General features: G+C 65.7%; 18 protein-coding genes. 9 read left to right on the top strand and 9 right to left on the bottom strand.

The window, feature by feature from the left end; genetic code table 11:
- The first annotated feature begins 84 nt into the window (after positions 1-84).
- Positions 85-1,164 (top strand): YhjD/YihY/BrkB family envelope integrity protein, encoded by a 1,080-nt coding sequence (locus LH390_RS02570; RefSeq protein ID WP_227280731.1) that lies wholly within the window; start codon positions 85-87, stop codon positions 1,162-1,164.
- Positions 1,165-1,176: 12 nt separating this feature from the next.
- On the opposite strand, the gene LH390_RS02575 is transcribed toward LH390_RS02570, so the two are convergent.
- From LH390_RS02575 to LH390_RS02600, 6 genes are all read right to left on the bottom strand, one after another.
- The gene (locus LH390_RS02575; RefSeq protein WP_227280730.1) at positions 1,177-2,694 is read right to left on the bottom strand and encodes an MFS transporter; all 1,518 of its coding nucleotides are present in this window, start codon (positions 2,692-2,694) and stop codon (positions 1,177-1,179) included.
- A gap of 158 nt (positions 2,695-2,852) precedes the next feature.
- Positions 2,853-3,554: an ATP-binding cassette domain-containing protein gene (locus LH390_RS02580; protein WP_227280729.1), complete on the bottom strand. Its 702-nt coding sequence runs from the start codon at positions 3,552-3,554 to the stop codon at positions 2,853-2,855.
- A 438-nt stretch (positions 3,555-3,992) separates the two neighbouring features.
- Entirely contained in the window at positions 3,993-5,384 is a 1,392-nt protein-coding gene (locus tag LH390_RS02585; RefSeq protein ID WP_227280728.1) for a D-alanyl-D-alanine carboxypeptidase family protein, read from the bottom strand.
- Positions 5,385-5,448: 64 nt separating this feature from the next.
- Positions 5,449-6,678 carry a hypothetical protein gene (locus LH390_RS02590; RefSeq protein WP_227280727.1) on the bottom strand — a complete coding sequence of 410 codons (1,230 nt, stop codon included), beginning with the start codon at positions 6,676-6,678 and terminating at the stop codon, positions 5,449-5,451.
- A 25-nt stretch (positions 6,679-6,703) separates the two neighbouring features.
- On the bottom strand, positions 6,704-7,708 hold the full coding sequence (locus LH390_RS02595; protein WP_227326846.1) for a C40 family peptidase: 1,005 nt from the start codon (positions 7,706-7,708) through the stop codon (positions 6,704-6,706).
- Complete coding sequence (locus LH390_RS02600) at positions 7,705-8,025, bottom strand: hypothetical protein (protein ID WP_227280725.1); 321 nt, start codon at positions 8,023-8,025, stop codon at positions 7,705-7,707. Before LH390_RS02600 ends, LH390_RS02595 begins: the two co-directional genes overlap by 4 nt.
- 83 nt (positions 8,026-8,108) lie before the next feature.
- Here LH390_RS02600 and upp point away from each other — a divergent pair, with 83 nt between their 5' ends.
- The 4 genes from upp (at position 8,109) to LH390_RS02620 (ending at position 12,418) form a co-directional block, all read left to right on the top strand.
- Positions 8,109-8,753, top strand: a complete 645-nt coding sequence (upp, locus tag LH390_RS02605) for a uracil phosphoribosyltransferase (protein WP_227288266.1) — start codon at positions 8,109-8,111, stop codon at positions 8,751-8,753.
- Between the two features lie 82 nt (positions 8,754-8,835).
- Positions 8,836-9,297, top strand: a complete 462-nt coding sequence (locus tag LH390_RS02610; RefSeq protein WP_227280723.1) for a helix-turn-helix domain-containing protein — start codon at positions 8,836-8,838, stop codon at positions 9,295-9,297.
- 347 nt (positions 9,298-9,644) lie between these two features.
- Complete coding sequence (locus LH390_RS02615) at positions 9,645-10,841, top strand: amidohydrolase (RefSeq protein ID WP_227280722.1); 1,197 nt, start codon at positions 9,645-9,647, stop codon at positions 10,839-10,841.
- Positions 10,842-11,005: 164 nt separating this feature from the next.
- Complete coding sequence (locus LH390_RS02620) at positions 11,006-12,418, top strand: NAD(P)H-quinone dehydrogenase (protein WP_227280721.1); 1,413 nt, start codon at positions 11,006-11,008, stop codon at positions 12,416-12,418.
- 32 nt (positions 12,419-12,450) lie between these two features.
- Here LH390_RS02620 and LH390_RS02625 read toward each other — a convergent pair whose 3' ends face one another.
- On the bottom strand, positions 12,451-13,809 hold the full coding sequence (locus LH390_RS02625) for a short-chain fatty acyl-CoA regulator family protein (RefSeq protein WP_227337389.1): 1,359 nt from the start codon (positions 13,807-13,809) through the stop codon (positions 12,451-12,453).
- A gap of 275 nt (positions 13,810-14,084) precedes the next feature.
- On the opposite strand from LH390_RS02625, the gene prpD reads away from it, so the two are divergent.
- The 4 genes from prpD to LH390_RS02645 all read left to right on the top strand — a co-directional run bounded on the left by prpD (position 14,085) and on the right by LH390_RS02645 (position 21,292).
- Positions 14,085-15,599 (top strand): 2-methylcitrate dehydratase PrpD, encoded by a 1,515-nt coding sequence (gene prpD / locus LH390_RS02630; RefSeq protein ID WP_227288267.1) that lies wholly within the window; start codon positions 14,085-14,087, stop codon positions 15,597-15,599.
- On the top strand, positions 15,599-16,525 hold the full coding sequence (gene prpB, locus LH390_RS02635; RefSeq protein ID WP_227280718.1) for a methylisocitrate lyase: 927 nt from the start codon (positions 15,599-15,601) through the stop codon (positions 16,523-16,525). Before prpD ends, prpB begins: the two co-directional genes overlap by 1 nt.
- Entirely contained in the window at positions 16,525-17,730 is a 1,206-nt protein-coding gene (locus LH390_RS02640; protein ID WP_399524573.1) for a bifunctional 2-methylcitrate synthase/citrate synthase, read from the top strand. Before prpB ends, LH390_RS02640 begins: the two co-directional genes overlap by 1 nt.
- Positions 17,731-17,827: 97 nt before the next feature.
- Complete coding sequence (locus LH390_RS02645; protein ID WP_399524505.1) at positions 17,828-21,292, top strand: pyruvate carboxylase; 3,465 nt, start codon at positions 17,828-17,830, stop codon at positions 21,290-21,292.
- Positions 21,293-21,379: 87 nt separating this feature from the next.
- Here the strand turns inward: LH390_RS02645 and LH390_RS02650 are convergent, their stop codons facing one another.
- On the bottom strand, positions 21,380-23,164 hold the full coding sequence (locus LH390_RS02650) for an acetyl/propionyl/methylcrotonyl-CoA carboxylase subunit alpha (protein WP_227280715.1): 1,785 nt from the start codon (positions 23,162-23,164) through the stop codon (positions 21,380-21,382).
- 369 nt (positions 23,165-23,533) lie between these two features.
- The gene (locus tag LH390_RS02655) at positions 23,534-24,436 is read right to left on the bottom strand and encodes a sulfurtransferase (RefSeq protein ID WP_227280714.1); all 903 of its coding nucleotides are present in this window, start codon (positions 24,434-24,436) and stop codon (positions 23,534-23,536) included.
- Between the last annotated feature and the right edge of the window lie 358 nt (positions 24,437-24,794).

Genomic DNA, 24,794 nt, shown 5'->3' on the forward strand with positions numbered 1-24,794 from the left:
CCACCCGCCCAGTGCGCGCAGTGACGGCGCTTTGCCTGCCACGCGCGCACCCGCTTAGACCCATACGAGGAGAACCGCCCCGCCATGGCTACCGTGACTAGCTCAGATAAATCAAAAACTGATGAATACGGCATCGAGCGGGTACATAAAGATGACCCCGGCATGGTGGATAAGCTGCGGGAAAAGTGGGGCTGGTTCGACCACATCATGCGCATGCAGGACCGCTATAGCTCCATGGGCGGTAACCAATACGCTGCGGGAATTACCTATTTTTCGGTGTTGGCGATCTTCCCGATTCTCATGTTGGCGGTTGCTATTTTGGCGTTCGCTCTGGCTGCGAATCCGGATCTTTTTGATCGTATCCAAAACGCGGTGACAGATTCCCTGGATGGGCAGCTGGGAGACACCGTCAATCAAGTGCTAGAAACTGCGATTGACCAGCGCGGCACGGTCGCCGGCTTGGGTGCAATCACGGCGCTGTGGTCCGGGCTGGGCTGGATGAACAACCTGCGCTACGGCGTATCCAAGATGTGGCGTCTGGATCCCACGGACGGAAATTTTGTGAAGAAAAAGCTGCTGGACTTGGTGGGGCTGCTGGGCCTGTTCGTGTCCTTCGCGGTGGCCTTTGGTATTACGGCGGTGGGGTCGTCCGGGTTGACGGAACGCATTCTCGCGCGGATGGGAATTGACGATGTCCCCGGGATCTTCCTGCTAGTCAACCTCGTTGCCATCCTCGTCGGTGTCTTGGCCAACTTCCTTGTGATGTCTTGGATGATTATGTTCCTCCCGCGCACCCGCGTGCCGCGCCGCTCAGGATTCTTTGCCGCTGTTATCGGCGCCATCGCATTCGAGGTCATTAAGCAGCTGGGCTCCCTGTTTGCCTCCAATGCGCTGTCCAACCCGGCCGGCGCGACCTTCGGCCCAATCATTGGTCTGATGGTGGTGATGTACCTCATCTGGCGCGTGGTGCTGTATGTGTCTGCCTGGGCCGCCACCACCGAGGAATCCCTGGCACTGGCTGTGCAGCCGGTACCGGAGCCCGCCGTCGTGCGCGTGCGCACCCAAATCCGCCCGGAGGGCGTGACCACCTCCACCGCTGCCGGGCTGGGCATTGCCGCAGGCATCGTGGGCAGCGGCCTCCTGCGCTACCTGCGGCGCCGCTAGCTCGCTTTTCGCTTATCGACGCCCCGTCTCCCCGCGGGCGGGAGCGCTGAAGCACTGGTTTATCCGGGCTAGGGAAGAACTGATCTGCGGATCCGTGGAGGTACCCGCGGGAGTATCAAAAGCGGTGGTCAGCGGTCCCATGAGGGAGGAATCGCACAATTCTGCCACACTGTTGGCAAGCTGGGTGCGCACCACGGTGTCATCGAGGCGCTGAGGGGGCAGCAATCTGCGCTGACCTTCCAGGGTGAGGGATAGCCGCGGCTCCGGGGTTTCCCGCAGTGCGGCGCCACGATTGTGAAGGCGCACTTGAGTGGGGAGCTCCTGGGCGTAGGCAGAAGAACTCACCAGCGTGTCAAGAGTCTTTGCCGCAGGCTGGAGATAGGGAATGTTGGAGTCGGCGGCACAGACTTCCCCGTGGGGGCCAAAGCGTTCGCATCTGGTGTACCCGTAAGCGCGGGCCTGATCACGGTCTGTGTTCGGGCTAATCAGCGATGTTGTGATGAAGTAGCACCCCGCGAGTGCCACGGCGAAAACTGCCGGGGCTACCCACAAGGTGGGCACGTACCATCCAACAAGTAGGCCGATGAGGCCGCACAGGATCCAAACAATCAGAAGCAGGCCAAGACTTGCGGCACTACTTCCCAGGTCTTTGAGCCCGGTAGAGATTGGCATCCCACCATGCAGTGCGCCGAATAGCGACGCTGCGCCCAGGATGAGTACAGAAAGAATAAACACGATGACCACGCCGCGGAGGAACGGGCGGACAATCAGCAACACAATGCGTGCGGTGTGCCGGGGGGACGTGCGCTCCCACGCGGTCACCTCGATGCGGTGCCTGGTGTTGCCTATCATCACGCCCGCCAGTGCAATAACAGGTGTGATGAGACTTGATGCGGCCTGGAAGTTATCACTGCTCATCATCCGTGGGCTCGCGCCCCACGAATTCACAAGCGAAAACATGGTCACTGCCGTGAGAAGCCCAGAAGTGACCAGCAGTATATTTCTGTAGCTAGCGCTGGCTAATCCGTGTTGGAGATACTTGCGCGGAGAACGCTGCACCGCATGGTGTGTTCCGTGTGCGGTCGCGGGTGTTGTGAATGCAAAAGAACTATTTCGTAGATATAAAACCGTGCCTAAAACAAAAACTGCTGCACACACAAGGAGGCTCACGTCCCATCCGCCGCCGTGCATGCGCCAGGTGCCAGGTGCACGCAGGGCGCCCCAGACAGAATGGGACGTCGGGGCGTTCCATGGCCAACCAAAGGTCATCGAGGCCACGGTGGCCACAACCGGGGCCACCCACATGCGGTTTTGGGGAACGAAACTACGGGAAATAAGCGCTAGCCCCAACAGCCCAAGAATGCTGCGAAACGTAGCGACGAGACCAAAATCAGTGAAATTAGTGGGGTAGGCGGCAGCGGCAATGATCGCTGCGGTCACAAGGCTGACTGCAACGAGGATCCCGCGCCTGAGTGCCAAGGATCGCGGTGCGATCGGGTCCCATGGTGTCTCATGGGCAAAAAGCGTCATGAGAACCAGGCCACTTGCTCCGGCTATCCACAGCTGCGCAATGTCTGTTTGACTATCAGCGCTCAGAAGATTTATTACCCGGATACTCACCCCCACCATGAGCGTGAGCACCACAGTGGGGATCACCCAGTGCTGGCGCAAGAAAATGCGGTTCCCACTCATCGGGCCACCGCCTGCAAATACCGCTGTTCTACCGCGGCGAGATCACGCCCTGCCCCAAATTCTTCCCAGGGGCCGACGTAAATGAACTGTCCTTTATTCATCACCGTCAAGGTATCGGCAATGGACAGCACATCTTCGACGATGTGTGTAGACACGATGACCGTGGCGCCTTGGGCAACGCGGGAGACAATGGAGCGCAGGCGATCTCGCTGCGCGACGTCTAATCCCGCTGAGGGCTCATCCAGGATGACTAGCTGGGGGTGCCCGGCCAATGCCGAGGCAATACCCACTCGGCGGCGCATGCCTCCAGAAAGTGCTGAGATTCGGCTATGTGCTTGATCCTCAAGCTCGGCAATTGCCAGAAGTTCCTGGATATGCTCGGGCGTGTGGTGTTCGGGGATTTCTTTGAGCCAGGCCATATAGGTCAGGTGCTCGGTGACTGTCATGCGGGATTTGCCCAGATTGTCTTGGGGCAAATACCCCAGGGTGCGTCGCACGTCTGCGCCGGTGCGTCTGTCAATGGAAAAACTTCCCGACGTCGGCTTGCGTAGCGTAGCCAGCGTGCTCAGCAGGGAGGATTTCCCAGCACCATTGGGGCCCAGTAGCGCGTGGACGCCGGGGCCTAAGTCCCAGTCCACGGCGTTGACGGCGGTCTTATTCCGATAGCGTACGGTGAGTTTGCTTACTGTCAGTCGCATGGCTGAACTACCTGCCTCAAAGTGTCAACGAATGCCGATTGTGGGGAATGTCGCTCTTCTCCCCGTTGGCTAGGCCACCGTGTGTGTTGAGGGCTGTGCGGCAAGGGCCTGGAGCATTTGTTGTGCGTAGCCGCATGGCCGTCATCCCCTGGGTAAATGTTGGCTGTAGTACCTATGTTTAGCGTAGGGTTATCGGCTCTGGGCTGTCACTGGTATCGCCAAAGTAGGGCCAAAGGGAGACACCCGTTGGCGGTGCGCCCTTCTCAGCAGTGCGAGGACAGCACATACGCGCACACGTCGACCCGAACCCGGAAAAACCTAGGTCAAGTCTCTACCTCAGAGGCATCAGAGGGAAGCTGACTTGTGAACAAGATACTCGGATAAGTCGGCAAACCTCTTGAATCAGCGGTGGTAGTTACCGGCCTCAACAGTGGGAAACTACCGGCGCCGGCGCAGGCTCCAAACACCTGCACCTATGGCGGCGATGATGACGACTGCCGCAACGATGCCGCCGATGAGGGTGCCGTGGGCGTCGCTAAGCGCGGAAGACGTATGCGCCTCGGCTGGGCCTGGGGCTTCGGGAGCCTCGGAGGTGGCATCCGGTGCGGGTGGGGGCGTATCCAGGCTGCCGATCTGGGCGGCTGGAGGCAGCGCATAGGCCGCGTTGAGGAGGCGTTGGGCCTGCTCCCAGGGGCGGCCCTTGTCGATGGTGGTATCCAGAATCACCGCGGCCAGGCGCCGCCCGCCGCGATCCATGCCGCCGACGAAGGTGTGGTTGGCGTCATCGGTGTAGCCCGTCTTGCCGCCGATGCCATCGGGATCATTCATGAACAGGCCGTTGTCGTTCCACACCTGGTAGCCGGGGTGGTCATCGTAGCCAGGGAAGTCCACGTGTTCGGTGTTGACGATCTGGGCGAACAGAGGGTTGCGCCAGGCCGCCCGGTAGAAGCGTGCCAGGTCCGTCACGGAGGTCATCTGCCCGGCGGAATCCAGGCCGGTGACCGCACCAACGTGCGTGTCCGTGGCGCCGAGCTGCTGGGCCAGCTCGTTGACCTTGGCCAGCGCCACGTCCGTGCCGCCGAGTGCCTGGGACAGGGCCGTCGCGGCGTCATTGCCGGAGGCCAGCAGCAACCCATAGAGCAGGTCGCGGGTGGTGTAGCGCCCGGTGGTGCCCACGCCCACGGCCGAGCCTTCAATGCCGGCAGCCTCCTCGCTGATGGGGACCACCGCATCAATGTTTAAGTCGCGCAGGACCACCATGGCCAGCAGGACCTTGATCACGCTGGCCGGACGGTAGCGCCCGTGCGGGTCCTTGGCAGCAACGATCTGTCCGGAATCAATATCGAAAATCAGCCAGGAGCTGGCCGTCAGCTCGGCGGGTACCTGGAATCCCGGAGCGGCGCTGACCCCACAGGGCCCCTGGTAGGTCACCGGCGGGGGAGTAGGCGCAGCCTGGCCGGGGGCCAGGGCCTCAGAGGTGGTGCGGGCCTGCGGGGGGACCAGCGCATTGGGGCAGTTGTCCGTATTGGGCGCGGCGGAGCGGGTCGGGATGGCTGCGGGATCAGACGACTCGCCTCCATCGGCCCCGGCTGAATCGGCTGCATCAGCAGCATCAGCGGAGACCCCTCCAGGACCGGGGTTGCCGGGCGCCGCCGGCGGTGCCGGAGCTATCCCCGGGGCAGGCGCCGGTGCGGGAGCTGGTGCCGGCACGGGCGCAGCACCAACCTCCACAGCGAGTGCGGGGCCTGCCGCAACGGGCAGGACAAGGCAGGCGGCAAGCGGCAAGGCCAGGGCGCGCAGGCGGGCGGCGGAGGTAAGTCGCGTCAACATCGCTCAACATAGTAGGACGGGGCCACGTGTTTTCTTAATCACAGCCCCCGCCCAGGGGGTGGCGCTAGCTGCGGGAGAAGCGCTTGACCAGCATCTTTTCCAGTTCTGCCCAGCCTTCGGAGTGCTGGGTAAACGGGGCGGAGGGGACGTACCCGGAGGTTTCCGTGGAGCCGAGCATGTAGGCGATGTAGTCCTGCATGCGCGGGTGGGCCAGGAAGTAGGAGTTCAGGGAGTCGTCGGCGGCCCAGTCGGCGGCGTCGGCAAGCAGTTCGTAGCAGCGGCCCAGCTGCTTGGTGTCCACGGCGTCGACGCCCTTGGCAATGTCGCGGCGCAGCCCGTTGAAGGCGTAGACGTTGTCCGGGTGGACGGTGACGTCTAATTGGCCGTCGTTGGCGGCGGCGACGAGGGATTCCCAGGTAGACAGGTTGGCCAGGTTGTGCTCGTCATTGCCAATGATCCACCGCACCAGCGCCTTGCGGCTGTTGAAGGTGAACATTTCGCCGTAGCGGCCCAGGAAGACGGGCACGTCATCGACGTAGGTGCGCAGCGTGTACAGGGTGGAGCCGTCGATGACAATCTTGATGGGGTCAATGCCCGAGGTGGCCCACACGGTGGTGTCGTAAGGATCGGCGTTGTCCAGCTCTTCCTTGCGCGCCGCGCGTTCCTTTTCCTTGGCGGCGGCAGCGTTGGCTACGGCGGTGGCAACGCGGGTGTCGGCGTCCCCACCCACGGCCTCGTCCACGTCGACGAGTGTGACCTTGGCATCCAGCGCCTCGACGACGCGCTTCCAGTTTTCTAGAACAACCCGACCCACGCCGGACCATTCGCTGAGCCCATGCTCGCCCGCGTAGTGCTCGAAGCCGCGGTCAACGTTGTGGAGGATGGAGTGGGAGGCGAAGAAGACCTCCACGGCCTCAGCGCCGGAGACCTGCGCCAGGGAGCGCGTGAAGGCGAAGATGCCGCTGAGCTGCTTGACGTTGACGTGTGACGGGCGCTGGGCGAGCAGCGCGGGCGCGCCGATGATGTCATAGGTGTGGCGCTCCTGCGGGGCGACCCGTGACTCATCTGCCGCGGCGAAGGTTTCCCACTTGGGGTGTTCGGTGAGGTCGTGGGGCTTTCCGGACTCTAAGAAGGCCAGGAGTTGGCCCGGGGAGCGGAAGAAGTAGAGCTCATCGTCGGCACCTAAGAAGGCCTGCCATTGGGCGCCGTGCTCACGCCAGGCGGGAGCCCAGAGGGTGTAAAAATCGCCCTCGGTAAGGGAAAGCTTCACAGGGACGATGGCTTTGGTACTCATGGCGCTGCATCTTACCGTAAACGCCCTAACCGGTCGGCCGGAAGAACCCCTTAAAAGCCATCCCCATGTTTGAGGTGCGCAGTGGGTTGGTCTGCACGGGATCACCGGCCTCGATCAGCTGCCCATCGCCGGCGTACATGGCCACGTGGCCGTCCCACACGGCCAGGTCTCCGGGTTGGAGCTCGGCAGCGCTGACCTGTCTGCCTACGCACTGGTCTTGGGCGAGCCGGGGCAATTCCACGCCGGCTTGGCGCCACGCCCATTGGGTCAGCCCGGAGCAGTCAAACCCGCCGTTCCCGGTGCCTCCCCAGGCGTACGGCGTGCCGATGGCGCTGCGGGCCGCGGCAACCGCTTGGCGGCCTTGTGCGGATCCGGAATCGCTTGTCTGCGTCCCCTCCATCACCGCAGTTCCGCCCAGCTCGGGGGAGTCTTCTTCCGCAGGAGGGTGTGTGGGATCATGCGCGCGCGTCGCCGTGGGTATGTGCGCGGCAGCTGGGGCGGCCCCGCCCGCCGCTTCCGCATCAGGTGCCGCGGTGCCTGCGGCTACGGGCGGCCCAGGCAGCGCGGGCAGTGCGTCATCGGTGGCGGCTAGCTTTTCCAGCGAGCTGGTGACGGGAGCTAATTCTGTTTCGAGGCGCGCGGCGCGCTCCTGGCCGTGCGCGACCGCAGCGGCGGCGTGGGCGCCCAGTCTGCCCACTGCACCGGCGATGATGACGGGATTGCCTGAGGCCAGGGCGGGAAGCTCGCGGGCGCACTGGGAGAACAGCTGCTGGGCGATGGTGAAAATATCGGCGCGGGCGGCACCGACCAGCCTGGCGGCCAGTCCGGTCAGGGTGGAGAAGTCCGTGTAGTCACGCCCGAGGGATTCGCGCGCATGGAGGATGGGAAACGCATTGGTGTCCAGTTCGCGGGCCAGGGCCAGGACAATTTCGTCGATGTTGGGCAGCGGCAGCGCAGAGAGGGGAGAGGTGGCAAAGCTTGGCGGGCGAAGCCCGTCGAGCGTGCGCAGCGCAGACAGCACGGGAATCATCGCGCCACCTCGTTGAGGCTTCGGGCGGCTGCGGAGTCTGTCGCGTCGAGGTGATCGACCCAGTGGGCAGAGGTTTGCGCAAGCGTGTGCAGGTGGTCGCAGAGCCGAGATTGCCTTCCCGCCAGCATCGTTGCGGCGGCCTGGGCGGCGTGTGCGAGGCCCTGCGTGCCGGGACCGCCCTGGAAAGTGGGCAACCCGGCGGGACCGACCATGCTGGCCTGGGCGAGTTCGGAGGCCAGCCGCCGGGCCCGGGTGCAGTCGATGTTAAGGTCAGCGCCTATTGGGCGGGGAGGGGATGCGTGCAGGAAAGGTGTCATGGTCCATTCGACTCTCCCGACTGTCAGGTTGGTTCCCCGCCCGTGGCACAAATCCCATGCCCCGGCGGCTTACCATGGTCATCATGGACATCACCGTCATCGACCATCCCTTGGCCGCCTCCAGACTGACCCTCATGCGCGATGCGCGCAGTGACAATGCCGCGTTCCGTGCCGCCCTGGCCGACCTCGGCGCCATGCTCATCTATGAAGCTTCCCGTGAGTTGCCTGTCGAGCACTTTGACACCACCACCCCGGTAGGAGTCGCGCAGGGTACCCGCTTGAGCCAGCCGCCGATCATCGTTCCCGTCATTCGCGCTGGCCTGGGAATGGTGGACCCGGCGTTGTCCATGATCCCGGATGCGCAGGTGGGATTCATCGGCTTGGCGCGCGATGAGACTACCCATGAGCCGGTGCCCTATCTCGAAGCGCTGCCTCGTGACTTGTCCGGGCAGCCGGTCTTTGTGGTCGATCCGATGCTGGCCACCGGCGGATCGTTGTTGCACGCCATCCGCCTGCTGGCAGACCGCGGGGCCACGGACATCACGGCGGTGTGCATGGTCTCTGCGCGGGAGGGGGTCGCCGCCTTGGAGGACTCCGGCCTGCCGGTGCGCCTGGTCACTGCGGCGATCGACCCTCAGCTCAATGAGGACGCCTACATCGTTCCGGGGCTGGGAGACGCCGGCGACCGACTCTACGGTCCGCGCAACATAGAGATGGCTGGGGACTAGCCAGGCCGAGGTAGCTGCAACAAGACGGTCTGCCAACCGCAGTTGGCAGACAATTCCCATTGCGGTGTGCACAGTGGGCTGTATGGATCGCAATGGGCTCGAAGACTGGCCGCAGTGGACCTCCTATGGATACTGCTTTGCCAGCAACCTTTCCCAGCTCCGCGAGTTGCGCGGGCTGACTCAACAGGAGCTGGGCGATTTGGCTCAGCTCAGTCGCAACCAGATCAGCAACATGGAGCGCAACGAAACCTCTAAGGGCTCCCCAAATGATCCGTTTATGTCCACGGTGTACCGGCTTGCGCGCGCCCTGGAAGTCCCACCGGCAGTACTTTTTCCGCAGGCCATGCGAAACGTCGATCTCATCTGTGCACCGCCCACGGCGATGGTCCTGACCATCGGGGAAGACAAGGAAGGCAAGGAAGACAAAGAAGACAAGGAAGACAGCGGAGCCCCGGCGGATCCGCGCCTGCCCGCGGAGAACTTCGCGGCAGAGGCAGAGACCGCCACATCCGACGCTTCTCCAACCACACCCCAAGAGGCCTAGAAGAAGCCTAGAAAGCACCGAGAAGGACTGCGACCGCCAACGCCGGCCGTGCCGGAATACCGGTACGGCCGGCGTCACGCGTGGCTGGCCCCGGAGGGAACCCACCTGCCGCACGCGACGCAGCAGCAGACTGTATAGCGGGCGCTAAAGAGGAGTAAGGACGAGGAAAAACTCGGCCCCGGGCTATCATGAGCACAGAAACTCCGGCTGCGGCTGTGCCTGATGCTTTCTTGCCCGGGTGGATTCCTGCTTAGGGTGAGGGGTGGGGGCGTCGATAAGCGCAGGCTAGGGCGCAGGCGCAACCGGGTGAGCTCGATAAAGATGGACCCAGATTTGAGGAAGACCCAGTGCGCATAACCCAGCATGTCAGCGCGTGGCTTGAGCGCAACCGCGAGGAGGTGCTGGCGTGGCGTAGGCATTTGCATGCGCACCCGGAGTTGTCGCATCAGGAGACCGCCACCACCGCATTTGTGGCCCGGGTGTTGGAGGACCATGGGTTGACGCCGCGGCGTTTTCCGGGGACCGGATTGATGGTGGACATTGGGCCGCACGATGAGCATCTGGTGGCTTTTCGTGCGGACATTGATGCACTTCCCATCGCGGATAGTAGTGGCCTGGAGTGCGCTTCAACCCGCCCGTCGGTGAGCCATGCGTGCGGCCACGATGTGCACACCACCATTGCTTTGGCGCTGGCGTGCAGCCTGGCGGATGCCCCGCTGGAGCGCGGCGTGCGGGTGATTTTCCAGCCTGCGGAAGAGGTCCTTGAGGGTGGGGCGAGTGAGGTTATTTCTTATGGGTGCCTAGAGCGCGTGGGCGCGATCTTTGCCGTGCATGCGGAACCCAAGCTCAAGGTTGGCCACGTGGGTGTGCGCACTGGGGCGATTACGTCGGCCACAGATATTGTGTCTATTCACGTCACTGGGCCGGGTGGGCATAGTTCGCGTCCGCATTTGAGCGCGGATGTGGTCTACGGCCTGGGGGCGTTGATTACGCAACTGCCGGCGCTGTTGTCGCGCCGGGTGGATCCGCGCACGGGGACGGTGTTGGTTTTTGGCAGCGTGGATGCGGGGCATGCGGCAAACGCCATTCCTACGCGCGGGGTGCTTACGGGCACGCTGCGCACTGCCTCTATTGGGGTGTGGCGCACGATTGAGCCGCTGCTGGTGGAGCTGGTGGAGCAGGTGTTGGCACCGACCGGGTGCTCCCATGAGGTGCACTATCAGCGGGGCGTGCCGCCGGTGATTAATGATGAGGTTGCCACGGCGTTTCTGGTGGAGGCCGCCCAGGCCGTCGACCCGCAGTGCATTATTGAGGCCCCGCAGTCGTCTGGCGGGGAGGATTTTTCGTGGTACCTGGAGCATGTTCCGGGCACCATGGCGCGGCTGGGCTGTTGGTCTGGCAAGGGGCCGCGGCAGGATCTGCACCAGGGCGACCTGGTGGTTGATGAGCGCGCCATCGGCGTCGGGGTGCGCCTGTTTGCGGCAACCATCGACCGCCTCAGCCAGGGTGCCGGGGCCGCCGGGGGCGCTGCCGCGGCGGACTGAGTGCGCGCGGGTGAGTGAACAAAAGCACTGGTGTTCCCCCTTCAGGTGCACCGGGTGGCGTGGTGTGCGTGGTGGTTTCGGGGGTGGTTGCCGTGGGGAGTCGGTTACCCTGAGGGGGACACTGCATCTGTTTTCCCGTTGATCCGTTTTGGAGGTTTGTTGTCATGCCCGCTTCCCAGCGCATAGTCATCATCGGTGGTGGTCCTGCCGGTTATGAGGCCGCGATCGCCGGTGCAAAGTATGGCGCCAGCGTCACGCTGATTGAAGATCAGGGGATGGGGGGATCTGCGGTGATCCATGACTGCGTGCCGTCGAAATCCTTCATCGCCGGCGCGTCTATTCGCACGGATCTGCGGCGCGCGGATGCGATGGGTTTGGGCGACGGGGTCACCCAGGCGACGGTGCATCTGGGGGCGCTGAACGCGCGTGTTCAGGCGCTCGCCGGGGAGCAGTCGGATGACATCGCAGAGCAGATGACAAACGTGGGGGTCCGGGTGATCAACGGGCGGGGTTGCATCGAAGATGGCGGGGCGCACCAGACCATCCACCAGGTGCGCGCCACGGCGGCGGATGGTTCCTCCGAGCTCATCGAGTGTGACCTGGTGCTCATTGCCACCGGGGCCACGCCACGGGTGCTGCCGGACGCGCGCCCGGATGGGCGCCGGATTCTGACCTGGCAGCAAATCTACGATCTGCGCGAGCTGCCGGAGCACCTCATCGTGGTGGGCTCGGGTGTGACCGGCGCGGAGTTCGTTTCCGCGTTCACGGAGCTAGGCGTGAAGGTGACCATGGTCGCCTCCCGGGACCGCATCCTTCCCCACGATGACGCGGACGCGGCGGACGTGCTGGAGACGGTGCTCTCCGAGCGCGGGGTGAGCCTGGAAAAGCATGCGCGCGTGGAAAAGGTGACGGCCACGGACACCGGGGTGACGGTCTTTACCACTGATGGTCGCCAGATTGCGGGCAGCCACGCACTGATGACGGTGGGTTCGGTGCCGCAAACCTCAGGCATTGGGCTGGAGGACATCGGTGTTGAGTTGACCCCGTCCGGGCATATCAAGGTGGACCGGGTCTCGCGCACCAACGTGCCGGGCATCTATGCCGCGGGCGACTGCACGGACCTGTTTCCCCTGGCCAGCGTGGCGGCGATGCAGGGGCGCATTGCCATGTACCACGCGCTGGGGGAGGGGGTCAGTCCGCTGCGGCTCAAGACGGTGGCCACGGCGGTGTTCACCCGCCCGGAGATCGCCGCGGTGGGGGTGACCCAGCATCAAATCGAGGCTGGCGAGGTCACCGCGCGCAGCGTGATGCTGCCGCTGACCACCAATCCGCGGGCGAAGATGCGATCGCTTCAGCACGGCTTTGTCAAGCTGTTTTGTCGCCGCAATTCCGGCATTGTCATCGGCGGTGTGATCGTGGCACCAACGGCCTCCGAGCTGATCTTGCCGGTGGCGGTGGCGGTGACCAACAACCTGACGGTCAACGCCTTGGCGGACTCTTTTGCTGTGTACCCGTCCCTGTCCGGTTCGGTCACGGAGGCCGCGCGCAGCCTGGTCTCGCACGACGACCTGGAGTAAGCACCCCTAGCCGCTTATCGACGCCCCGGTGCTCACCGCACGACCGGCGCGCCGGGGTCCGCATCGGCGGCGGTTGCCGTCGCGTACGGTCCGGGTGCGCTGGAGCTAAAGGAGACGACCACGCGGTGCCCGGACTGGGGGAAGGCGCGTTGCGGGCACAGGGGCCGCGAGCAGGCCCGGCAGCCCGGCCCGATGGGGGTGGAGGACTGGCCGGTTAAGTCGAGCCCGCGCGAGTAGACCAGCCGGTGGGCCTGGTGGAGGTCGCATCCCAGGCCGACGGCGAATTCCTTCTGGGGCTGGCCGAACCCGCCGGCGGGTTCGGTGACGGTGCGCGCAATCCACAGGTAGCTGCGCCCGTCGGGCATGACGGCTACCTGGCGGACGATGGACCCGGGGTTTTCAAAGGCGCGGTGGATGATCCACAAGGGGCAGGATCCGCCGCCGCGGGGGACGTGGAAGGCGGTGGAGGATTGCCGCTTAGAGATGTTCCCGGCGCGGTCGGTGCGGACAAAGAAGAGGGGCACGCCTTCGCGCCCGGGGCGCTGGAGGGTGGACAGCCGCTGGCAGGTGGCCTCGAACCCGCCGCCGTAGTGCCGGGAGAGCAGCTCGATGTCGTAGTGGAGCTCTTCGGCGCGATCCCTAAAGGCCGTGTAGGGCATGGTCACCGCGGCGGCGTGGTATTGGGCCATGCCCAGGCGGGCGACCTCGCGTGCTTGGGGGTCGTGGAGTTCGGCGATGGCGGCGTCGATAAGCGTTGTGCGGGTCTCTAGGGCCAGGACGAGGGCGAGCTCGAAGCACATTTGTGCCTCGCGTAGGTCTCGGCGCAGGGTGAGCACCCCGGCGTCGCGGTCGAGGTGGCGCCGGGGGCCGGTGGCGGAGCCGGTGAAGCGGACGGATACGCCCAGGTGGGTGTCTATGGCCGCGGCGAGGCGGCTGAGCCGCAGTGGGGGGTCCCCGAGTCGGGCGGCGAAGTCTTCGGCGTCGGCGTCGAGGTCCGGGAAGTAGTTGCGGTGCTGGTAGAAGAAGTCCTGGACGGCCTCGTAGGGCTGCGGGTGGGGGCTGGCCGGCGGGTTGAGCTTGGTCAGGATGGCGTGGGCGATGTCAGGGTGGCGGGTGGCCAGGTCGGTCAGTTCGGTGGGGTTGATGCTGGGGAGGGCGTCGGCAAGCTGGGCGGCGGTGTGGGTCTCTGCGTCGCCGGAGAAGTGCTCGGCGGGCACCCCGAAGGTGCGGGTGAGGGTGAGCAGGACAGGGACGGTGAGGGGCCGCTGGTCATTTTCCAACTGGTTGAGGTAGCTGGTGGACAGGTTCACGCGCCGTGCCATCTGCGCTTGGGTCAGCCCGTGGGACCGACGCAGGGTGCGGATCCTACCCCCGGCGTAGAGCTTAGTCATGTCTGCTTCAGCCTCCTTAGGGTGATTGGCGAACCTTCTAGCTGGGGAATTAGCAGATATTGCAAAGTGTGCAGAACGTGTAAACGCATAGTACGCATCATGGACTGTGATTGCAGCCACACGTTTCGGCCTAGCATGAACGCCACCACCGAAAGATCCCCCCAATACCCCTGAATCGGCTGGTTGCAGAACGATCATCCGACTGATTGACATGGAAAGTACTACCCCCGCGGGGGTAGTTACCGGGGTGGGGTCACACACCAAAGGAGGCGCCCATGATTGACCACGAGGTCCGCACCCACGCTTCGGCAGAGGACTTCCCCTACACAGAACACCTCGCCTACAAGATCGCCGCCGTCGCGGCTGACGAGGTCGACGTCCCCGCCGACACCGCGGAGATGATCATCAACCGCATCATCGACAACGCCGCCGTCTCCGCCGCGTCCGCCCTGCGCCGCCCCGTCACCGCCGCCCGCGCCCAGGCGCTGGCCCACCCGGTGACCACCGGCGGCGCGGAAGTCTTCGGGGCCACCGGGGTCTACTCCGCAGAGTGGGCAGCCCTGGCCAACGGCACCGCCGTGCGCGAGTTGGACTTCCATGACACCTTCCTGGCGGCCGAATACTCCCACCCCGGCGACAACATCCCGCCGATCATCGCCGTGGCCCAGCACCGCGGCAGCACCGGGCGCGACCTCATCCGCGGGATCGCCACCGGCTACGAGATCCAGGTCGACCTCACCCGCGGCATGTGCCTGCACGAGCACAAGATTGACCACGTCGCCCACCTGGGCCCCTCCGTCGCCGCCGGGCTGGGCAGCCTCCTCCACCTGGACGTTGACACCATCTACCAGGCCATCGGACAGGCCCTGCACACCACCACCGCCACCCGCCAGTCCCGCAAGGGCCTGATCTCCTCCTGGAAGGCCTTCGCCCCGGCCTTCGCCGGCAAGATGGCCATCGAGGCGATCGACCGCGCCATGCGCGGCGAGGGATCCCCGGCGCCCATCTGGGAAGGCGAGGACGGCTTCATCGCCTGGATGCTTGGCGGACCGGACGCCTCCTACACCATCCCGCTGCCCGGCCCCGGCGAGCCCAAGCGCGCCATCTTGGACACCTTTACCAAGGAGCACTCGGCCGAATACCAGTCCCAGGCGCCCATCGACCTGGCGCGCCGCATGCGCCCGGCCGTCCTGGAGGCCACCGGCGGGGACTTGAGCAAGGTGGAGTCCATTGTCATCCACACCAGCCACCACACCCACTACGTCATTGGCACCGGCTCCAATGATCCGCAGAAGTTCGATCCGGACGCCTCGCGCGAGACGCTTGACCACTCCATCATGTACATCTTTGCCGTCGCATTGGAGGACGGGGAGTGGCACCACGAGCGCTCCTACGCGCCGGAGCGTGCCCACCGCCCGGAGACCATTGAGCTGTGGCGCAAGATCTCCACGGTCGAGGATCCGGAATGGACGCGGCGCTACCACTCCGTTGACCCGGAGGAAAAGGCCTTCGGCGCGCGCGTGGAGATCACGCTTTCCGACGCCCGCGTCCTCACCGATGAGCTCGCCCTCGCCGACGCCCACCCCTTGGGCGCGCGCCCGTTCGCGCGCGAGAACTACATCGAGAAGTTCCGGACGCTGGCGCACGGCGTCGTCGCCCCAGCCGAGCAGGACCGCTTCTTGGAGGCGGCGCAAGCCCTGCCCGATCTTGACGATCTGCGCGAGCTGAACATTCACCTCGACGATGACGTGCTCGCCCGCGCCCCGCAGACCCCCGAAGGACTGTTCTGATGACAGCACTGTATTCCACTCCCGTTTCCCCCACGCAACGTCGCAGCGCCTTGCGCGCCGGCCTGGCCTCCGGAACCATCCAGCGCCTGCCGGGCGCGTTCTCCCCGCTGGTGGCGCGCGCCATCGAAGATGCCGGCTTTGAGGGCGTCTACGTCTCCGGGGCTGTCGTCGCCGCAGACCTGGCGCTGCCGGACATCGGCCTGACCACCCTGACTGAGGTCGCCGGGCGCTCCCGCCAGATCGCCCGCGCGACCAACCTGCCGGTCCTCGTCGACGCCGACACCGGCTTCGGCGAGCCGATGTCCGCGGCGCGCACCGTCTCCGAGTTTGAAGACGCCGGCGTGGCCGGCTGCCACTTCGAAGACCAGGTCAACCCCAAGCGTTGCGGGCACCTCGACGGCAAGGAGGTCGTCCCCGTCGAATTGATGGTGCGGCGCATCTCCGCGGCCGTCGGCGAGCGGCGCGACCCGGAGTTTGTCATCTCCGCGCGCACCGACGCCGCCGGCGTCGAAGGCATAGACAAGGCCATCGACCGGGCCAAGGCCTATGCGGATGCCGGCGCAGACCTCATCTTCACCGAGGCCCTGCACACCCCCGAGGAGTTCGAGCGCTTCCGCGCCGCCGTGCCCGACGTGCCGCTGCTGGCCAACATGACCGAGTTTGGCAAGACCGAACTGCTCACCGCCAGCCAGCTCGAAAGCATCGGCTACAACGCGGTGATCTATCCGGTGACCACGCTGCGCATCGCCATGGGCCAGGTCGAATCTGCCCTGGCCGACATCGCAGCAACCGGCACCCAGACCGACTGGCTGGAGCGCATGCAGCACCGCTCGCGCCTCTACGAGCTGCTGCGCTACGCCGAATACAACGCGTTTGACCAGCAGGTGTTCACCTACTCGGCGGACTCCTACGACCCCACCCACTGATCACTTTCCCGGAAAGGAAGGACTACACCATGAGCACCTCCACCACTCCTGCAACGCCCGCCGCGGACGAGCCGAAGGTCTACAAGGGCCTGGCTGGTGTCGTCGCTGACTACACCGCCATCTCCAAGGTCGTCCCGGAAACCAACTCCCTGACCTACCGGGGATACCCCGTCCAGGAACTGGCCCGCTACTGCACCTTCGAAGAGGTGGCCTACCTGCTGTGGAACGACGAGCTGCCCACCTCTGATGAGCTGCGCCGCTTCTCCGCCCGGGAAAAGGCCCTGCGTCACATCGACCGCGGCCTGATCGACTTGGTCCGCGCCATGCCGCTGTCCTGCCACCCCATGGACGTGCTGCGGTCGGCGGTCAGCTACATCGGCGCCCAGGATCCTGAGGCCTACACCAAGGACTCGGACCACATCCGGCGCACCTCCCTGGAGCTGATGGCCAAGCTGCCCACGGTGGTCGCCCTGGACATTCGCCGCCGCCGCGGCGAGGACTACCTGGAGCCGTCGGTGAAGAAGGGCTTCGCGGAGAACTTCCTCTACATGGTCTTCGGCGACGGGGAGGACTCCCCGGCAACCAACCGCGCGGACGTGGAGGCCTTTGACAAGTCGCTGATCCTCTACGCCGAGCACTCCTTCAACGCCTCGACGTTCACCGCGCGGGTGATCACCTCGTCGATGTCGGACACCTACTCGGCAGTCACCGGTGCCATCGGCTCGCTCAAGGGCCCCCTGCACGGCGGCGCCAACGAGGCCGTCATGCATACCATGCTGGAGATCGGGGACCCGGACAAGGCCAAGGCCTGGGTGACGGACGCCCTGGACAACAAGCGCCTGATCATGGGCTTTGGTCACCGCGTGTACAAGAACGGCGATTCGCGGGTGCCCACCATGGAGGCCGCATTCCGGGAGCTCGCGGAGGCGCACGACGGGGACAAGTGGGTGCAGATGTATGAGATCATGGCGCAGGCCATGGACGAGCGCACCGGCATTAAGCCCAACCTCGATTTCCCCACCGGCCCGGCTTATCACCTGCTGGGATTCGAGGTGCAGTTCTTCACCCCGATCTTTGTCATGGCCCGCATCACCGGGTGGACCGCGCACATCATTGAGCAAAATGAGCACAACTCGCTCATCCGCCCGCTGTCGGCCTACAACGGCCACGAGCAGCGTCCGGTGCCCAACAAGTCCCTGGAGTAGGACCGGCCAGACCAACACATTTGCGTAGTATGCCCCGCCTCGGATAAAACCGGGGCGGGGATCCGGCCGTGAGGGGCCAGATACTGGGCTAGACTTCATGGACACGCGTAGTTTCCCTCACTATTCCCACGTGGGAAAGGACTTTTCAAACGTGGTTTCGCCAACACTGCCTTCTTTCAAGAAAATCCTCGTAGCCAACCGCGGAGAAATCGCCGTTCGGGCGTTTCGTGCTGCCTATGAGGTCGGCGCGCAGACTGTCGCCGTCTATCCCCGGGAGGACCGCAACTCCTTCCACCGTGCGTTTGCCAATGAGGCCGTGCGCATCGGCGCCGAGGGCTCGCCCGTCAAGGCGTACCTGACTATCTCGGAGATCATCCGAGCGGCCAAGGAGTCTGGCGCAGACGCCGTCTACCCCGGCTATGGCTTCCTGTCGGAGAATGCGGAGCTGGCCCGCCAGTGCGCGGACAACGGCATCACCTTTGTTGGCCCGCCGCCGGAGGTGCTTGACCTCACCGGCGATAAGGCGGCCGCGGTGGAGGCGGCCCGCGAGGCCGGCCTGCCCATCTTGGATGATTCGGCGCCGTCTAAGGACGTCGATGAGCTGGTCGCCATGGCCGAAGGCCGGGAGTTCCCGCTGTTTGTCAAGGCTGTAGCCGGCGGCGGCGGGCGCGGCATGCGCTTTGTGCCCTCGATGGATCAGCTGCCGGAGCTGGCTGCGGAGGCCTCCCGCGAGGCGGAGGCCGCGTTCGGCGACGCCAGCGTGTACCTGGAGCGTGCGGTGCTCAACCCGCAGCACATCGAGGTGCAGATCCTCGGCGATGAGGCCGGCAACGTCATCCACCTCTATGAGCGTGACTGCTCGTTGCAGCGCCGCCATCAGAAGGTCGTGGAGATCGCCCCGGCCCAGCATCTGGACCCGAAGCTGCGGGAGCGCATCTGCGCGGACGCCGTGGCGTTTTGCCGCCACATTGGCTACCAGGGTGCCGGCACCGTGGAGTTTTTGGTTGATGATCAAGGCAAGCACGTCTTCATTGAGATGAACCCGCGCATCCAGGTCGAGCACACCGTCACCGAGGAGGTCACGGGTGTGGATCTGGTCAAGGCGCAGCTGCGCATCGCGGCGGGTGCCACCTTGGATCAGTTGGATCTGCGCCAGGAGGACATCACCACGGAGGGTGCGGCGTTGCAGTGCCGCATCACCACGGAGGATCCCAACAATGGGTTCCGCCCGGATTCCGGCACCATCACGGCGTACCGCTCGCCGGGTGGCGCGGGCGTGCGCCTGGATGGGGCGGCCTCTCTCGGCGGGGAGATCACCCCGAACTTTGACTCGCTGCTGGTCAAGATGACCTGCCGGGGTACCAACTTTGCCGGCGCCGTGGCGCGCGCGCAGCGGGCGCTCAATGAGTTCACCGTCAACGGGGTGGCCACCAATATCGGCTTCCTGCGGGCGCTGCTGCGCGAGGATGACTTCCTGCACTCGCGCATTTCCACCAGCTTCATCGCGGATCACCCGTGGCTGCTGCAGGCGCCCCCGGCCGACGATGAGCCCTCCCGCATCCTGGACTACCTGGCCAACATGACGGTGAACAAGCCGCACGGCCCGCGGCCCACCGACCTGATGCCGGTGGACAAGCTGCCGGAGTTGCCCACGGGTGAACTCAAGCGGGGCTCACGCGACCGGCTGCTGCAGCTTGGCCCCAAGAAGTTCGCTGAGGAGCTGCGCGCGCAGGACGCCCTGGCGGTCACGGACACCACGTTCCGCGATGCGCACCAGTCCTTGTTGGCCACGCGGGTGCGCAGTTCTGCGCTGATCCCGCCGGCCAAGGCCGTCGCTGCGCTCACGCCGAACCTGTTGTCGGTGGAGGCCTGGGGCGGGGCGACCTATGACGTGGCCATGCGCTTCCTCCACGAGGATCCGTGGGCGCGCCTGGATTCCCTGCGTGAGGCGCTGCCGAACGTCAATATCCAAATGCTGCTGCGCGGGCGCAACACCGTCGGATACACCCCGTACCCCACCACAGTGTGCCGCGCCTTCGTGCGCGAGGCCGCCGACTCCGGGGTGGACATCTTCCGCATCTTTGATGCCCTCAATGACGTCTCCCAGATGCGCCCGGCTATCGACGCCGTCTTGGAGACGGGCTCCACCATCGCCGAGGTCGCCATGGCTTACTCGGGCGACCTGACGGACCCGGCAGAAAAGCTCTACACGCTGGACTACTACCTGGGTCTTGCCGAGCAGATCGTCGAGTCCGGCGCGCACATCCTGGCGGTCAAGGACATGGCCGGGCTGCTGCGCCCCGCGGCGGCAAAGAAGCTGGTGACGGCCCTGCGCAAGGAGTTCGACCTGCCGGTGCACGTGCACACCCACGACACCGCCGGCGGCCAGCTGGCCACCTATCTCGCCGCCGCGGATGCGGGTGCCGACGCCGTCGATGGCGCCTCTGCCCCCATGTCCGGCACCACCTCCCAGCCCTCCCTGTCGGCCATCGTCGCCGCCTTTGCCCACACCTACCGCGACACCGGCATCAGCCTGGACGCCGTGGGTGACTTGGAGCCCTACTGGGAGGCCGTGCGCAACCTCTACGCGCCGTTCGAGTCGGGCATCCCCGGGCCCACCGGGCGGGTCTACCACCACGAGATCCCGGGTGGCCAGCTGTCGAACCTGCGCGCCCAGGCCACGGCGCTGGGCTTGGCGGACCGCTTCGAGCTCATCGAAAACACCTACGCGGATGTCAACGAGCTGCTGGGGCGCCCCACCAAGGTCACCCCGTCGTCCAAGGTGGTCGGCGACCTGGCGCTCTACCTGGTGGGCGCCGGCGTGACGGCCGCGGAGTTTGCCAAGGATCCGCAGAAGTATGACATCCCGGATTCCGTCATCGCCTTCCTGCGCGGTGACCTGGGTACGCCTCCCGGCGGCTGGCCCGAGGAGCTGCGCGATAAGGCACTCAAGGGCCGCAAGCAGGGCAAGGATCCGCTTGCCGCGATCCCGGATGAGGAGGCCGCGCACCTGGAGTCGGAGGACACCAAGGAGCGCCGCGGCGCGCTCGATCGCCTGCTCTTCCCCAAGCCGGCCGAGGAGTTCGCCGACCACCGCCGCATGTTCGGCGACGTATCCAAGCTCGGCGACCGCGAGTTCTTCTACGGCTTGGTCGAAGGCGAGGAGATCTCGATCTCCCTGCCGGGCTCCTCGCGCAACATGAACGTGCGCCTGGATGCGGTCGGCGAGCCGGATGAAAAGGGCATGCGTTCGGTGGTGTGCACCGTCAACGGCCAGGTGCGCCCCATGAAGGTGCGCGACGAGTCCGTCGAGTCCGTCACCGCCACCGCGGAGAAGGCCAACCCGGCCGTGGCCGGCCAGGTCGCCGCGCCATTCGCCGGCGTGGTCACCCCGTCGGTGGCCGTGGGCGATGAGGTCAAGGCCGGCGATCCGGTGGCCGTCATCGAGGCGATGAAGATGGAGGCCACCATTTCTGCCACCATCGACGGCACCATCCAACGGGTGGCCATCACGCAGGCCACCAAGGTGGAAGGCGGCGATCTCATCGTGGAGATCGCATAGCCCCCACTTCGCGGGCAATGTCACAAGCCCCCAGCAGCGGAAAGAAATACCGCTGTTGGGGGCTTGTGCTAGCTGGTAGGCGCTGGCCTAGTCTGTGATCTCCAGCATCGTATCGCCCTTGGCCACGCCGTCGCCCGCGGCGACGGCCAGCCCGGTCACGGTGCCAGCCTTGTGCGCCTTGACTGGGTTTTCCATCTTCATGGCCTCCAGGACCACGATCACGTCGCCTTCGGCAACGCTCTGGCCTTCCTCCGCATTGACCTTGATCACCGTGCCCTGCATGGGAGCCACCACGGCGTCGCTGGAGGCGGCAGGGCCGGCACCGGCGGTGCGGGCGCGCTTGCGCTTGCGGGGCGCGGCACCGCCAACGCCGAAGGTAGCGGGCAGGGCGACCTCGATGCGGCGCCCGTCGACCTCCACGGTGATGCGATTGCGCTCGGTGGGGGAGGAGGCGTCGGCAAGCGGATCCTCCTCGACGTAGGGGGTCAGCGGGTTGTCCCACTCCTCTTCGATCCACCGGGTGTAGACGTCAAAGTGATCCTCGTCGCCCGTGAAAGCCGGTTCGGTGACCACGCGGCGGTGGAAATCCAGGACGGTGGGCAGGCCTTCGACCTGGAACTCGGCCAGGGCGCGGCGGGCGCGCTGGAGGGCTTCGGTACGCGTGGCGCCCCAGACGATGAGCTTGGCCAGCATGGAGTCGAATTGGCCGCCGACGACGCTGCCGCCGCGCACCCCGGAATCCACGCGCACGCCCGGGCCGGTGGGCTCGTGGTAGGCGGTGATGGTGCCGGGCGCGGGCATGAAGTGTGCCCCCGGGTCCTCGCCGTTGATGCGAAACTCGATGGCATGGCCGCGCGGGGTGATCTCTTCGGGCAGGTCAAGGCGGTGGCCTTCGGCGATGCGGAACTGGGCGCGCACCAGGTCGATGCCCGAGGTGGCCTCGGTGACGGGGTGCTCGACCTGGAGGCGGGTGTTGACCTCCAGGAAAGAGATCAGGCCATCGGCACCCACCAGGTATTCCACCGTGCCCGCGCCGACGTAGCCGGCCTCCCGGCAGATGGCGATGGCGGACTCGTGCAGGCGGGAGCGCTGCTCCGCGGTGAGGAAGGGGGCGGGGGACTCCTCCACGAGCTTTTGGAAGCGCCGCTGCAAAGAGCAGTCGCGGTCGCCGACCACAACCACCGTGCCGTGGGTATCAGCTAGCACCTGGCACTCGACGTGGCGGGCGCGGTCCAAGTAGCGCTCCACAAAGCACTCGCCGCGGCCGAAGGCGGCCGTGGCCTCCCGGGTGGCGGACTCGAAAAGCTCCGGGACTTCCTCGATGGTGTGGGCGACCTTCATGCCTCGCCCGCCGCCGCCGAAGGCTGCCTTGATAGCAATGGGCAAACCATGGGTGCGGGCGAAGTCCACCACTTCCGCGGCGCTATCCACCGGGTGATGGGTACCCGGGGCCATGGGGGCGCCCACCCGCTCGGCGATGGCGCGGGCGGTGACCTTGTCGCCCAGGGCAGCGATCGCCTCCGGAGACGGGCCGATCCAGGTCAGGCCGGCGGCTTGCACGTCGCGGGCGAAGTCAGCGTTTTCCGCCAGGAATCCGTACCCGGGGTGCACGGCATCCGCGCCGGCTCGCTCGGCCACGGCGATGATGGCCGCGCCGTTGAGGTAGGTCTGTGCTGCGGTGTCGCCACCAAGAGCGAAGGCCTCATCGGCCAGGCGCACGAAGGGCGCGTCCACATCAGAATCCGCATAGACGGCCACGGAGCTGATGCCGGCGTCAGCGGCGGCGCGGATGATGCGGACGGCGATTTCGCCGCGGTTGGCCACCAGGACCTTGGTGATGGGCCGGTTAGTGGTGTTGCCTGTCACGGGCACGGGGCAGACACCCTCCTTAGGGCGATCGATGAACAACGAAACATAAAAACTCACAACTGGGAATCCACAGTGGTGCCGGGTGCGGCGCGCAGTGGGCGCCGCACCAGCGCCGATCCGGCGCCGACCAGGCATCACACCGGTGCCAGGCGGCCCGAAGACTGCCAAAGACAGCACTGTGTAGCCCGCCGGCCAGCTGGGTGCCGGCGCGACCCCACGCGGTTGAGCAGCGTGGAACGGGCATATAAGACGTATCGGCGCAGCAGGCAGCGGCGTTAGCGGGACCCTGTCAGGCCCAGTTACGGGCACACACCTTACACGCAGGTCGCTGTTTTTTAGCCCTCGAACGGGCGCCTGGACGCAAAGTTGGTACTAAAGGTCCTTGGTGGAGTCTCCGGAAGGACCTGCGCCGACCTCGATGGGCATGGCGATCATGTTTCCCCACTCGGCCCAGGAGCCGTCATAATTGCGCACCTGCTCGAATCCCAGCAGCGCGGTGAGCACGAACCAGCTGTGCGCGGAGCGGTCCCCGAGCTGGCAATAGGTCACCGTCGGGGCCTGTGGGTCGAGTTGCCCGAAGGCCTGCGCAATCTCGTCGCGGCTGCGGAAGTTGCTGTTGGGGTACACCGCGGACGCCCAGTTGCGGTTGACCGCCCCGGGGATGTGACCCGTGCGCTGCACGGGGGTGACTACCCCCGGGCGTGGGGCGGTGTTGCCGCTGAATTCCTCCGGGGAGCGCACATCGAGGATCTGAGTTCCCCCGGTGCGCGTGCCCGCGAGGATTTCGGAGAAGAAGGCGCGGGCGGGGGCGTCGAGACGCGGAACCACCGGGTAATCAGACTCTGGATACTCCGGAACGGCGTAGGAGGTGTCGCGTTCCTCGGCCATCCAGGCGTCGCGCCCGCCGTCGAGAATGCGCACGTCGGGGTGCCCGAAGAGGGTGAACACCCACAGGGTGTAGGCGGCCCAGGAATTGGCGCGGTCGCCATAGATGACCACCGTGTCATCGCGGCGGATGCCCTTGGCGCGCATGAGGGCGGCGAAGGCCTCCCCGTCGATGATGTCGCGGGTGACCGGGTGGGAGAGGTCCCGGCGCCAGTCGATGCGCACGGCGCTGGGCAGGTGACCGATGTCATAGAGGAGGGCGTCCTCGTCGGATTCGACGACCCGCAACCCCGGGGTGCCCAGGCGGGCAGACAACCACGAGGCACTGACCAGCCGCTCCGGGTGGGCGTACTGCGCAAACTGCGGGTGAGGGTCAAAGGGTACGGGCACGGTTGTTCTCCACTTTCAGCTGTAGCGCTTAGCTCTACGCGCGGCGTCGCGCCGGGGAATCGGCGTGCGTCGCGGAAAGAAAATACTATCCGCCCCCTGCTTCAAGTCCGCCCGTCCGGGTACCGCTGCGCGCCTTTGTGCAGGTCACGCAGAAGGCCACGGTGCACGCCGCGGGATCTCCCGCGGGACAAGGGGCCCGGTGCGGCCAGGAAGGCAGGGGTGCGCGGTACACGTCCCGCGGCGGCGAGTGCGTGGCTTGAAAAGCCCGGGGCACTGGTTACCTACCCTAGCCTGAAGGCGTGCGGCGGTGCCCGCATATCGGCCGGCCTGTGGCCAGTGCCACAGGGGGAGCAGGGGT

It is taken from the genome of Corynebacterium uberis (genome assembly GCF_020616335.1).
GTDB classification, from domain to species: Bacteria; Actinomycetota; Actinomycetes; order Mycobacteriales; family Mycobacteriaceae; genus Corynebacterium; species Corynebacterium uberis.